12 protein-coding genes are annotated in these 12,514 nt (G+C 44.1%); 1 reads left to right on the top strand and 11 read right to left on the bottom strand.

Going from position 1 to position 12,514, the window contains the following annotated elements; translation table 11 throughout:
* The first annotated feature begins 154 nt into the window (after positions 1 to 154).
* Positions 155 to 604, top strand: coding sequence for a cyanase (cynS, locus tag NI462_RS08195; RefSeq protein WP_253160002.1), 450 nt, complete (start codon positions 155 to 157; stop codon positions 602 to 604).
* Positions 605 to 903: 299 nt separating this feature from the next.
* Here the strand turns inward: cynS and NI462_RS08190 are convergent, their stop codons facing one another.
* The 11 genes from NI462_RS08190 to NI462_RS08140 all read right to left on the bottom strand — a co-directional run bounded on the left by NI462_RS08190 (position 904) and on the right by NI462_RS08140 (position 12,430).
* On the bottom strand, positions 904 to 2,253 hold the full coding sequence (locus tag NI462_RS08190; RefSeq protein ID WP_253159999.1) for an MFS transporter: 1,350 nt from the start codon (positions 2,251 to 2,253) through the stop codon (positions 904 to 906).
* 330 nt (positions 2,254 to 2,583) lie between these two features.
* Positions 2,584 to 3,225: an ATP-binding cassette domain-containing protein gene (locus NI462_RS08185; protein WP_253159997.1), complete on the bottom strand. Its 642-nt coding sequence runs from the start codon at positions 3,223 to 3,225 to the stop codon at positions 2,584 to 2,586.
* A 1-nt stretch (position 3,226) separates the two neighbouring features.
* Complete coding sequence (gene modB, locus NI462_RS08180; protein WP_253159995.1) at positions 3,227 to 3,910, bottom strand: molybdate ABC transporter permease subunit; 684 nt, start codon at positions 3,908 to 3,910, stop codon at positions 3,227 to 3,229.
* Positions 3,911 to 3,916: 6 nt separating this feature from the next.
* On the bottom strand, positions 3,917 to 4,681 hold the full coding sequence (gene modA, locus NI462_RS08175) for a molybdate ABC transporter substrate-binding protein (protein WP_191112893.1): 765 nt from the start codon (positions 4,679 to 4,681) through the stop codon (positions 3,917 to 3,919).
* 47 nt (positions 4,682 to 4,728) lie between these two features.
* Positions 4,729 to 5,970, bottom strand: a complete 1,242-nt coding sequence (locus NI462_RS08170; protein ID WP_253159993.1) for a molybdopterin molybdotransferase MoeA — start codon at positions 5,968 to 5,970, stop codon at positions 4,729 to 4,731.
* The gene (gene moaCB, locus NI462_RS08165) at positions 5,967 to 6,890 is read right to left on the bottom strand and encodes a bifunctional molybdenum cofactor biosynthesis protein MoaC/MoaB (protein WP_253159992.1); all 924 of its coding nucleotides are present in this window, start codon (positions 6,888 to 6,890) and stop codon (positions 5,967 to 5,969) included. The genes NI462_RS08170 and moaCB overlap by 4 nt, the downstream gene beginning before the upstream one ends.
* Positions 6,891 to 6,960: 70 nt before the next feature.
* On the bottom strand, positions 6,961 to 7,503 hold the full coding sequence (locus NI462_RS08160; protein WP_253159989.1) for a molybdenum cofactor biosynthesis protein MoaE: 543 nt from the start codon (positions 7,501 to 7,503) through the stop codon (positions 6,961 to 6,963).
* 1 nt (position 7,504) lies between these two features.
* Complete coding sequence (locus NI462_RS08155) at positions 7,505 to 7,771, bottom strand: MoaD/ThiS family protein (RefSeq protein ID WP_004280351.1); 267 nt, start codon at positions 7,769 to 7,771, stop codon at positions 7,505 to 7,507.
* Between the two features lie 2 nt (positions 7,772 to 7,773).
* On the bottom strand, positions 7,774 to 8,799 hold the full coding sequence (moaA, locus tag NI462_RS08150) for a GTP 3',8-cyclase MoaA (protein ID WP_005106909.1): 1,026 nt from the start codon (positions 8,797 to 8,799) through the stop codon (positions 7,774 to 7,776).
* A 230-nt stretch (positions 8,800 to 9,029) separates the two neighbouring features.
* Entirely contained in the window at positions 9,030 to 9,656 is a 627-nt protein-coding gene (mobA, locus tag NI462_RS08145) for a molybdenum cofactor guanylyltransferase (protein WP_253159987.1), read from the bottom strand.
* Complete coding sequence (locus NI462_RS08140) at positions 9,653 to 12,430, bottom strand: nitrate reductase (RefSeq protein WP_253159985.1); 2,778 nt, start codon at positions 12,428 to 12,430, stop codon at positions 9,653 to 9,655. The genes mobA and NI462_RS08140 overlap by 4 nt, the downstream gene beginning before the upstream one ends.
* Positions 12,431 to 12,514: the final 84 nt, after the last annotated feature.

The following is a 12,514-nucleotide window of genomic DNA, read 5'->3' as shown; positions in this document are numbered from 1 at the left end:
TAATATAGATAAAAGCAAATAGCATGCCACTTATTTTAAATGGCTAATAAAAATCCTATAAATTATTTTAAAATTTCATCCTTATAATTATATTGGCACAATCTCTGCATTATCTATAGCGGTCATTTTTTAAATATAGCTATTGGAGAAGATTATGATTAGCCATCGTCAACAAGTGACAGACATGATTATTTCAGCGAAAGTTTTAAAGTCTATCAAATGGGCAGATGTCGCTGAAACAATAGGCCTTTCTAAAGAATGGGTGACAGCCGCATGTTTGGGTCAGATGGTTTTTAATAAAGAACAGGCAGAAAAAATTGGTGAAATATTTGGATTGACTGATGAAGCCATCGCCTGGCTGCAAATCGTACCCTATAAAGGTTCTCTGCCAACTAGCGTGCCGACAGATCCGCTGATTTATCGCTGGTATGAGGTTGTCAGCGTCTATGGTATGACTATTAAAGAACTGATCCATGAAGAATTTGGTGATGGAATTATGAGTGCAATTGATTTCAATATGGATATTCAACGTGAGAATAATCCAAACGGAGATCGGGTGAATGTCGTATTATCCGGAAAGTTTTTACCTTACAAAACCTATTAATTTATCATTCTAAAAATAAAAGCCATTTTGAAAATGGCTTTTATTTTATCTGCACTCATTAAATTCATTTATTTTTTAAAATCGTTATTAAAATATATATAATTTTTTCATCTCAAATTAAACTTACAACCTATAAATAATTTTATTTTTATTCGATGAATTCAATCCTCCTGTCCTGTTTAAATAATACTTTCCTATCCTGAATATTGGGTTCATCATTTTATTAGTGAGTTAGCAAAAACAACAAAAAGGATATTGCTATCCTTTTTGTTCATTCATTTTAAATCAGGAATGTAGTGTTATTGCTGTGCTTCCGCCAGATGACGTTCATTTACTGCCTGTTCATATAACAGCTGTTCTTTTTCTTTATGTTCGACAGAGAAGCGGATCATCAACACACAACTTGCAGCAATCACCACCAAGCTACCCAGTACCATCAAAGTGGTTTGAATATCCAGCATGCCTTTTAACAGGAAACCTGCAGCTACCGCGCCGACATTGCCACCTGCTCCAATAATACCGGCCACACCACCCAAGGCATCACGGTCGATAAAGGGTACCAGTGCATAGGTTGCACCACATGCCATATGAGTAAACAAGGCAAATATAGTCATCGCCATGATCGCCAAGGTCGCGCTGTTCATTTGCGAAAATAGAATAAGAAACAGACCTTCCAGCATGATCAAGGCAAACAGGACTTTGGTTCGACCATCCAGACCTTTTTGAATCGCGACTTTGTCTGAAACAATACCTCCCAAGGCACGGGCAAACAATGCCAGTAAACCAAAAATCCCGGCTGCCATGCCTGCTTCTTTTAGGCCAAACTGAAAGTTGTCGACAAAGTACAAGGCAATAATATTATGGATAAAAATTTCAATACCAAAACAGGCAGCATAAGCCCCAAATAGAATCCAGACACGGTAGTTACGTGCGGCATGCATTAAGATGGCAAGGCCGCCTTTTTTATCGCTACCGACAGAAATACCTTGCGCACGAAGTTCTTTAAAATTGCCTTGTGGACAGTCTTGGGTGAATTTCCAGTACAGTACACCGACAATGACCATCAGAATGCCCGGCACCAGAAGCGCAATTCTCCATCCCATCGCCTGTTCTACACCGAACATGACCAAAGCAGCCAGCATTAAAGGCATCAGGGCTTGGGTCGCACCGCCACCGGCATTACCCCAGCCTGCTGTAGTCGCATTTGCCGTTCCCACCACATTCGGCGCAAACATGATACTGGTATGATATTGGGTAATGACAAAACTAGCACCGATGGCACCAATCAATAAACGGAAAAACAAGAAGGATTCATAACTGTTAGCCGATGCCACACCAAACACCGGAATACTGCCAATAATTAGTAAGGCAGTATAGGTTTTACGCGGACCGTATTTATCACACAACGGCCCCACGATCAGACGCACTAGAATTGTAATGGCGACTGCGGCAATATTGATATTGGCGATCTGCTCTTTGGTCAGGCTGAATTCACCGGCAATCACAGGCATTAAGGGTGCACAGGCAAACCATGCAAAAAAACAGACAAAAAAAGCGAGCCAACTCATATGGAAGGCTCGCATCGCTGAAGTACTGAAGTTAAATAGACTTATTTTTGTTGCTTTATTGAGACTTGTATTTGAAGACATAGCCATTTTCCTTACCAGAACTGAACGTATTTAAGTCACTGTGATGCCCAGGCATATCAGTAACGATCAGAACGGACGTCATTGGCCGTCATACAAATGTAGAGTCTTCTTTGACTTTAATCAGATTCATGCATAGGCCATGCCAGATTAATTTTAAAATAAAATAAGATATTGTTTTGTATAAAATAATTTATATTAAGACTCTTAAATTAGATGTTTCTTTTTTAAAAATAGAGAGAAAAATAGATATCTTCTGAGGCATTATGAGCAAAACAGCGAGAGGATGACCCACTCGGAGTCATTGCTGGTTTAAATCGGTGCAGCATTGAATCAGACTATTTTTCCCTTTTCAAAATGCAGCATCTGCGCCTCTAAATACGCCACTTCATCTATATGATGAGTCACATAAATCATGGGTAAGTTTGTTTGATTAATCACAATTTTCAGAAAAGGTAAAATCTGGTTTTTCAGCTTTTGATCCAGTCCATTTAAAGGTTCATCCAAAAGTAATAGATCGGGAGAAGATAAAAGTGCACGTCCAATAGAAACGCGCTGTGCCTGTCCACCAGAAAGTTGATGCGCCCGATGCCGAAGTAGTGGCTTTAATTCGAGTAACTCCACAATGTCTTCAAACATAAATTTCTGCTGATTTTTATTTTTTATATTTAGCTGTTCTGCATATCTTAAATTCTGCATGATATTCAGATGCGGAAACAGTAAGGCTTGCTGAAAAATCAGGGCAATTTTTCTTTGATGAACAGGAATATTCAGTTTCTGCTGATGATCAAATAGTATTTTTTGCTGAAAATGAATAAAGCCTTGTGATGGTTTTAATAGCCCTGCAATATTTTTTAAAAAGGTGCTTTTCCCACTTCCTGATGCTCCGACGATACCAATCAATTGTGTCTGCATATCCAGACTGGCCTGTAACTGGAAATTTGCGTAATTAAACTGAAAATCACACTTCAGCATCTTAGGCCTCCAATTTACGTTGATATTTCTGCATGATCCAATAATTTGCAATCAAGGCAGAAAAAGCCAGAATCAGAGATAAAATGACTAGACGCATGGCCATGCTTTCTCCATCAGGCTGTTGTAGCAGGCTATAAATGGCGATAGGAATCGTGCGGGTTTCCTCGGGAATATTACCGACAAAGGTAATGGTGGCGCCAAATTCTCCCAGACTGCGGCTGAAACATAAAATGCTACCGATTAAAATTCCAGGCAAAGCCAAAGGCAGGCTAATGCTACAGAATACCCACCATGGTGCTGCGCCTAGAGATCCTGCCACCTGTTCTAATTGTCGGTTGATCATTTGAAAGGACAAGCGAATTGGTTGAACCATTAAAGGAAATGCCACAATCATTGCTGCCAGTACTGCACCTTTCCAGTTAAATATCAGCTGAATTCCCCATGCATGAAGATATTGTCCCAGTATCCCCTGATGGCCAAATAGCAGGAGCAGAAGATAGCCCAGTACTACCGGCGGCAGTACCATAGGCATCTGCAATATTGCCTCTACGAGAAATTTGGCCCTAAATTCATAACGTGCCAACAGCCATGCTACGGCAATCGCAAATGGCAGGCACACCGCTGTGGCAAAGCCCGCCACTTTGGCTGAAAGCATCAAGGCACTCAGTTCTTCTGGTGTAAGCATGAGCAGTTAGCCTACCTTAAGCTTAAAACCATATTTCTGGAAAATCTGCCTGGCCCTTGGACTCGTCTGGATAAATTTAGAAAATTGGACTGCTGCCTGATTTTTCTGGCCCTGCCGGGTTAAAGCAATCGGATACACAATTGGACGATGTGTTCTGGCTGGAAACACCCCCGAAATTTTAACTTTTTTACTCATCAAGGCATCAGTTCTATACACAATACCGACCTGACATTCGCCACGTTCTACAAATGCGAGAGTTGAACGGACGCTATCCGTACCGACAATTCTGCCTCGAAGCTGATTCAACCAGCCCAGCCCGGTTAAGCTTTGTTTGGCATATTTTCCAGCAGGCACCGATTCCATTTGTCCGGTACATAAATAACCCTGAAAGGCTTTCGCAAAATTAAAGTCAGCTGACATTTTAAAATGATTTTTTTGCTGAATAGAACTAATCAATACGAGTTCATTCAAAAGCATAGGTCGAATCTGACCGATCTGAATTTTTTGTTTCTTGATCAGATCATTCATCCAGTCTAGGTCTGCAGAGAAAAATAGATCACTGCTCGCTCCCGCCGCAATTTGTTTCGCCAATACCGAAGACGCAGCAAAAACCGGAACGATCTGGATGTCCTGATGCTGTTGCTCATATAGTCTGGAAATATCAGTAATCGCATTGGTCAGGCTGGCTGCGGCATATATTTTAACTGTTTCGGCATACAGCATGGGGCTAGTCAACAGCACGCCAGTGAGTAGAACTTTGAATAAATCCATCTTTCTCATTCTATGTGATTCGAATATTGAGAATTGCGACAGGCATTTCAAATCAGTAAACCCTGTACCACATGCCCGGCTTGGATTTCTGTTCCGGCCGGAATACGTACCAGACAATTGGCCTGCATCAGATTACTCAACATATGCGACTGCTGTTTCGCCAGGCTTTTGAGCTTTAAAGTACCCTGATCAAATTCTGCAGCCATTCTTAAAAAACGTTCACGTGCATCCGCTTTCAAATCATGTGTCATTACCGCACTAAGCCATGCAGGTGACTGCTTTTGCCCTTGTAAGGCATTCAGTAAAGTTGTCGTATAGATTTGCATCCCGACATACACAGCAGCCGGATTTCCCGGCAAACCCAAGAGATAACAGTAACCTTGATCATCTCGACGATACTTGGCAAATAACATCGGTTTTCCGGGCTTCTGCTTCACTTTCCAGAAAATCTGCTCAAAACCCTGCTCCAGGGCAACAGGACGAATGAAATCATAATCACCCACCGAAACCCCGCCTGTGGTCAATATGAAGTCGTATTGGTTTTTAAGACGATGTATTAACGTTTGCAGCTCATACTCATTATCTGAAACATGCAGAATATCTACGTTTTGACCCTGTGATTGAAACCAGGCCTGAATCAGTGGAGCATTGGCGTCAAAGATTTTTCCGGAATTCAGGTCTTCAATGCTGGAAGCGACTTCATCTCCAGTAATCACAACAGCAATTTTAGGATAACGATAGACTGAAACCTGCTTTACGCCTGCCATGCTCAAAGCTGCAATTGCACCTACATGCAGTTTTTGACCTGCATCTGCCAGACGCTGCCCTTGTGCGATTTCCTCGCCTGCATCACGTATATCCGTATGAGGCTTTAGGTCTGTTGTAATAATGATTTGATTGGCATGGCATTTGACAATTTCCTGACGGGCGACCGTTGTAGTTCCTGCTGGAATCCTGGCACCGGTAAAAATCCGGACCGCCTGACCTGGCCGCAGTTCAATTTCAGTACTTTGCCCTGCCCGAATCTCTCCAATGAGTTCAAAAGTGCTGTGAGCACTAACATTTTCTGGACTGCAAAGCGCATAGCCATCTACAGCACTTTGTGAAAACAGCGGCAATGGTATGGCCGAATCAATCGCCTCTGCCAGATAGCGATTCAGAGCCCGAGCAAGCGGCAGGCTTTCAGCTACCAAGATATGCGTCTGTTCAAGTAACATCTGCAGTGCCTGATCAACAGAAATCAGTCCCGGTTCAGCACCGCAGGCTGAATGTGATAGTGCCTGATTCATTGATAGCCCCCCGCATGTGGGATATTTTTTTGCACATCAAACAAGTGCACCAAAGCCGGAAGTACCGCGATCAGAGATTCTTTCGCACCCTGACGACTTCCCGGTAGGGTCATCACCAGACTGTTCTCAATATAGCCAGCCACGCCACGACTTAATGCTGCATAAGGGGTACGTTTTTGCCCAAAACTACGTGAAGCTTCCATCAAGCCGGGAATTTCCCGTTGCAGCAAAGGTTGCAGGGTTTCGACTGTCAGGTCTTTAGGACCCAATCCAGTACCACCCACAGTTAGAATCAGCGGATACTGATTTTTCTGCTGTTCAATCAGGGTCAAGAGCTGTTCTGGGCTATCGGGAATGACCTGATAACTAATAGAATCAAAATTGGCTTCTTTTAAAATTTCCAGCACATTTTGTCCGGCAGTGTCCGGCTTTTTGCCTGCTGCAACCGTATCGGACAGTACAATAACTGAAGCGGACAGACTCTCTTTAAGTACGCGGGTAAAATGTGATTTTCCACCTTTTTTCTGCTGCAACTTGCACTGATCCAGCGACAAATCTTCCAGTTCACAATGCGGCTTCAGCATGTCATACAAGGTCAGACCTGCCAGACTCACCGCTGTCAAAGCTTCCATTTCCACACCGGTGGGTCCGATGGTTTCAACGGTAGCAATAATTTCGACATGCGCATCACACAGTTCATATTCCACATCGGCACGATAAATCGGCAATGGATGGCATAGTGGAATCAGCTCATCGGTCCGTTTGGCACCCAGAATGCCAGCAATGCGTGCTGTTTTCAGGGCATCCCCTTTTTCAGTATTACCATTACGCAGCAACTCAATGCAATGTGGCGGTGCATGCAGGATTCCAGTGGCAATTGCTGTACGGTAACTTTCTGCTTTCATCCCTACATTTTTCATGATTCATCCCAGGCTAATTTTTAAAATCTGTTTTAAAGTGATTCATCTTATGCATCCTCATTGGACGCATTTAATTAGATGGTGATTGGCAAGCGTGTTCTGCTACATGGTGATGGTGACAATGCGCTTCTTCTGCATGATGAGAGTGATTAGTTTCAGGTCCATGATCTTTTCGAATACAACAGCCTTCCACATACTGGCTGCTACCATCCAGATAAAACTCTTCTTTCCAGACCGGAACCTCATGCTTCACCCGTTCCACAGCTTCCTCACAGGCAGCGAAGGCCTCACGACGATGGGCCGCATAAGCCATAGCAATAATGGCTGTTTCCCCAACCCCCAGCTCACCAATACGGTGCACTACCCGCACATAAGACACCTGGTATTTGATCTGGATCTGCTGTTCAATTTCACGAATCATTTTTTCAGCCACAGGCGCATAGGCGGTATATTTCAGGGCACGCACAGCTTTCCCCTGATGATGGTTACGTACTGTTCCGACAAAGATGCCGATTCCACCACATTCCGGAAAATGCTGGATACCATCAAAATCCTCCAGACTAAAAGCAGTCTGCTGGATTCGGGCAAATTGTTTTAGTGACTTGAGTTGCATCTCAGCCTCCTGCTACCGGCGATAACAGCACCAGCGTACTGTCACGATTTAAAACATTCTGTCTGGAAATAATGTCTTCACCGATTGCACACGCACAACGTTCCAGCATGGGCTGTATATCGGGATAGAGGGATAGCAACTGGTTCAGGACTTCAGAAACATGAATTTCAGACTCGCATTGCAAATTTAAATCTGCGGGAATTTGTCGTTCAATCGCACCGAAGGCTTCTATTTTGATATGAATTAATTTTTGCTGAGTGAGTGACATATTTACCCTCCAATGCTGTGCATGCTGATTTTTCGGATCGGCTTTTGTATTGGTGATTGCTGGATCGCATGGAAGCCGGCCTCTTTATGCCAGATATAAGCGTGGAGCTTGTGCTGAAATGTCTGTGTGGCGAAATGATCCAGCGCCAGTTGTTCGATATCTGCCTTAAGGTTCAGGCCTTGTCTGGCAAATAAACAGTTATAAAATTCACCTTGGGCATTGAGGCGTAGGCGGTCACAATCACTGCAAAATGAATGGGTAATGGTGGAAATAATCCCCAAAGGCTGCCCATTGACCAAATAGCCACGGGCTGGATTGGCGCCTTGTCCTTGAGATACCTGGACATCAAATTCAGTTTTCAGTTGATCCAGGATATCCTGCTCACTGATGACATCAGACGGATTCCATTTCTGATCGCCATCGAGGGGCATAAACTCAATAAAACGCAGTTCTACAGCCTGATACTGTGCCCATTTTACGAGAGGAATAATCTGATTGTCATTGATGCCTTTGATGAGCACACTATTTATCTTGACGGACAACCCTGCCTGCTGCGCGGCAGAAATACCTTGAAGTACAGGCTGTAACTGTTTTTGGGTCAGTTGCTGAAACTGCTTTGGATCAAGACTGTCCAGACTGATATTCAGGTCGTCCAGTCCTGCCTGTTTAAGCGGCTGGGCATAATCTTTTAAATAATGGCCATTGCTGGTCATGGAAATACGTTTAAGGCCAAAGGCTTTCAGCGTCTGTAAGCGGGCAATAAAATGAACGATGCCTTGGCGCATCAACGGTTCGCCCCCCGTCACCCGGATCTGCTCAATCCCGTGTCGCACCATAAACTCGCAAAAAGCATACAGGGCTTCAAAACTGAGCAAATCTTTTTTATTCATCCATTCCGGATGTTCAGGCATGCAATAGCTGCATTTGAAATTACAACGGTCAGTCACCGAGATCCGCAACTTACGTTTCTGGCGTCCAAACTGATCCTGAAAGATACTGCGAGATGCTAAAACTTTCATGCTGTTCATTGCTGCGGTCCATGATGAGATCTGCACGGTTATTTAACAGTCTTGATTTACTGCCCTATTGCTTCACAATGAATGAGCAATAAGTGTTCCAACTTTGCACAAATTTATTTTTAAATAATATTAATGGATAATATTTGTTCTTTTTTAGTCCGAAATTTTGTTCGAAAAATAAAAAAAGCAATATTTTGGTGAGCCAGAATATAATGATTCGGCTTTTAGCATTTTAAACGCTAGAGAAAGTTAAGCTGTTGATGCTGCTGTAGCTCGTCAAATGAATTAATACTGTGGAAAAACAGGGCACGATTTTTAAAACTTGCCCGCTGCATGTGCATGTCAGCAAAACAGAGTTTTAAACTGTGCTGATCATTTTCAAGATGTTGTATAAGCGTGGGTAAGCTGCTTCGTTTCATCAGACAGAATGGAAACAATGCCTTTTCATTGATTTCAACTACCGCCACTTCAGATAAAGGATGTCGTTGCAGAGCCTGATGTAAACGTGAAATGACCTTTTTGGGAATATAGGTCACGTCACAAGGTACGAACAGCACATAATCAGATTGTACATGTGACCAGGCACTCTTCATGCCCATCAATGGTCCATGAAAACCGGGTTCATCGTCCTGATAAAAGTCGATCGAAGGAATCATCCGTTTATAAATGGAATGATCCCGATGGCTATTGACCCAAACTTTGCTTGCCCGGGACTTCAACTGATGATGGATTTTAATGAGCTGGATTTCATCATCAAATTTGTGCAGCAATTTATTGATGCCATTCATGCGCCGCGCTAAACCGCCGGCCAGGATCACCACATCAGTTTCCGGATAAGACACCGTCTTCATCACTCTTCTTTTCATTCTATGTACTCCGTCTGGCAGGCTTTAATCAGGCCTCTAATTTCTGGCAAACATGAACCACAATTTCCTCCGGCTTTTAGACATGCAGTTACCTGTTTTTCATGCGTGATATTTTTATCTTTAATGGTTTGAATAATTCGGTTCTTACCGACTTTAAAACAGCTACAGACCAATGGCCCTTCACTATTTCCCATCGACATGGCCTGACCTGCCAGCAATGCTTTACGATGTAATGCACTCAGACGTTCACGTCTAAACAGGCCTGCCACCCAGTCACGATCTGGCAATAGTGCCGCCGGTGCGATATAAAAACTGGCAATTAACTGGCCATCCTGAAGCACCACACTATGACTGATATGCGCCGTTTGATCTTCGAGATTCAGCCATTCAAAGCTTTCATCATCAAAGGCTAACAGGCTCTTGATCTGCCCGGTGATATCAGAAAAACGGCGCCGGTCTGCCAGTTCATACCGGATGGCCTGAGTGGTTTGAATTTTGCTCCACCACACCGTATTTTCAATCATGGTCTGGATCTGTTGTTCAAAGCCTTCCCGTACATACAGCACGCCCTGCCACTGGGTATAAAATGGCTGGATCATCACCGGAGTATGCTTAAATTCTGGCTCGCCGGAAATCGGGTCAACCACCGGATTCACCACTTTGCCAATCCGCGCATCGGATGCAAACTGGTCGTTCCAGTGAATCGGTGCAAAAATCTGGCCACGTCGTATATTTTGTGAAAATTGCACACGGAGTACACAACTTCCCCAAGCGGATTTCACCTCGACCAGCTCGGCATCTTTCAGGCCATACTTCAGTGCATCTTGCGGATGCAGCTCGCAATAAGGCTCGGCACGATGCTGGGACAAACTGGCAGATAATCCGGTACGGCTCATGGTGTGCCATTGATCGCGAATGCGTCCAGTATTCAGGATCAGAGGATATTCAGCAGAAATAGCATGTACCGGATCGGCTGAAACTGTTGGCACCAATCTGGCTTTGCCATCTGCATGGCTAAACTGGCCTTGACTAAATAGTTGATCAACCTGATAAACTTCTTGCTTATCCCAGACTGGCCACTGAATCGGTGTTAGATTCTGATATTCCGCAAAACCGAGATGAGTTAAACCTTGCAGGTTGAAATAGCGAAAATTCGGTGTATCTTCACGTTGCGAAAGCGAACTATTCTGATAGGCAGATAAACGGGCATGTTCCAGAAAAATGTCATGACTGTTGTTAAAGTCAAAACCGCGAAAACCTAAGACCTGAGCCACCCGGGAAATGGCCCACCAGTCCGCTTTGGCTTCACCCGGAGCCGGCAAAAAAGCCTTTTGCCGGGAAATACGGCGCTCCGAATTGGTGACTGTGCCATCTTTTTCGCCCCAACCCAGTGCCGGTAACAGTACATCGGCATATTGCATGGTATCGGTGCCAAGACAAATATCGGAAACCACCACAAATTCACACTTCTCCAGAGCGCGTTTAACCTGATCTGCATCGGGCAAACTCACGATCGGATTGGTGGCCATAATCCAGATGGCCTTGATTTTCCCGCTTTCCACCGCTTGAAATAAATCTACCGCTTTTAATCCGGGCTGCCGCGCGATGACCGGGCTTTGCCAGAAATCCTGCACCAGTTGCTGATGCTGCGGATTATCTAGATTCAGATGACTGGCCAGCATATTGGCCAGTCCACCGACTTCCCGTCCGCCCATGGCATTCGGCTGTCCGGTCATGGAAAAAGGTGCCGAACCGGGTTTGCCTATTTTTCCTGTCAATAAATGACAGTTGATAATGCTATTGGCCTTGTCTACTCCTTGAGAGGATTGGTTTACGCCCATGGAAAACAGGCTCATGATTTTTTCGGTCTGTGCAAATTTCTGAAAAAATAAGGTTAATTTTTCAATAGCAATACCAGTACGTTTTGCCACGCTTTCAAGCGATGACTCTGTCGAGCTGCTGGCAAGTGCCTGCTCCAGACCTTGAGTATGCTGGGTAACAAAATCCAGATCGGCATGACCATTTTGCTGAAGATACTGCAACAGGCCATTAAACAGCGCGACATCCTGACCTGGTAAAATCGGCAAGTGTAAATCTGCCGCTTCACAGGTTGCGGTAAAGCGCGGGTCAATCACCACTACAAATAAATCCCGCTCTTCTTTGGCTTTCATGATGCGCTGATAAAGCACCGGATGGCACCAGGCGGTATTGGAACCCACCAAGACCACCATTTCTGTCTGCTCAAAATCTGTGTAGCTGGCCGGCACCAAATCTTCGCCAAAAGCCCGTTTATGTGCCGCTACAGCAGAAGACATGCATAGTCTTGAATTGGTATCAATATTGGCAGTACCAAGATAGCCCTTTACAAACTTGTTCACCACATAATAGTCTTCAGTCAAAAGCTGGCCGGAGACGTAAAAGGCGATGCTGTCACGTCCATACTGATCAATACATTGCTGAAATTTATTGGCAATACTTGAAATGGCATGATCCCAAGTGCTTATTTGCCGCTGTTCTTTTCGACCTGTCATCGGATGCAGAAGCCGGGTTTTTAAGCCAAGTGTATCGGCGAGATGACTGCCTTTAATACACAACTTGCCCAAGTTCGCAGGATGCTGAACATCGCCTTCAACCTGAACCTTTTCACCCATAGGAGTTTGGCTTATGTGCGCGATGACGCCACAGCCTACTCCACAATAAGGACAGGTCGTCTGAGTGGTTTTTATTTGGGATTCAGTAGAGCTATGTAGTTCCATAATCGGAATACTATTCATTGCTGCTGCGCTCCTTAATCATCCAAATTCACTTGTTTCACCAAATCTCTGATATCTAGCTTTTACAGGTTTGATTTAAATTTT

This window comes from Acinetobacter lwoffii (genome assembly GCF_024129715.1).
GTDB lineage: Bacteria > Pseudomonadota > Gammaproteobacteria > Pseudomonadales > Moraxellaceae > Acinetobacter > Acinetobacter lwoffii_U.
The sequence above is the reverse complement of the archived record's forward strand: the minus strand, read 5'-3'. Positions and strand labels throughout refer to the sequence as shown.

Bases quoted from the DNA above. Each gene is read 5' to 3' on its own strand.
- mobA (WP_253159987.1), bottom strand. From the start codon at position 9,656: ATGAAAAGAAGAGTGATGAAGACGGTGTCTTATCCGGAAACTGATGTG.
- NI462_RS08170 (WP_253159993.1), bottom strand. From the start codon at position 5,970: ATGAATCAGGCACTATCACATTCAGCCTGCGGTGCTGAACCGGGACTG.
- NI462_RS08155 (WP_004280351.1), bottom strand. From the start codon at position 7,771: ATGTCACTCACTCAGCAAAAATTAATTCATATCAAAATAGAAGCCTTC.
- moaA (WP_005106909.1), bottom strand. From the start codon at position 8,799: ATGAACAGCATGAAAGTTTTAGCATCTCGCAGTATCTTTCAGGATCAG.
- modA (WP_191112893.1), bottom strand. From the start codon at position 4,681: ATGGATTTATTCAAAGTTCTACTCACTGGCGTGCTGTTGACTAGCCCC.
- cynS (WP_253160002.1), top strand. From the start codon at position 155: ATGATTAGCCATCGTCAACAAGTGACAGACATGATTATTTCAGCGAAA.
- moaCB (WP_253159992.1), bottom strand. From the start codon at position 6,890: ATGAAAAATGTAGGGATGAAAGCAGAAAGTTACCGTACAGCAATTGCC.
- NI462_RS08190 (WP_253159999.1), bottom strand. From the start codon at position 2,253: ATGTCTTCAAATACAAGTCTCAATAAAGCAACAAAAATAAGTCTATTT.
- NI462_RS08160 (WP_253159989.1), bottom strand. From the start codon at position 7,503: ATGCAACTCAAGTCACTAAAACAATTTGCCCGAATCCAGCAGACTGCT.
- modB (WP_253159995.1), bottom strand. From the start codon at position 3,910: ATGCTTACACCAGAAGAACTGAGTGCCTTGATGCTTTCAGCCAAAGTG.
- NI462_RS08140 (WP_253159985.1), bottom strand. From the start codon at position 12,430: ATGAATAGTATTCCGATTATGGAACTACATAGCTCTACTGAATCCCAA.
- NI462_RS08185 (WP_253159997.1), bottom strand. From the start codon at position 3,225: ATGCTGAAGTGTGATTTTCAGTTTAATTACGCAAATTTCCAGTTACAG.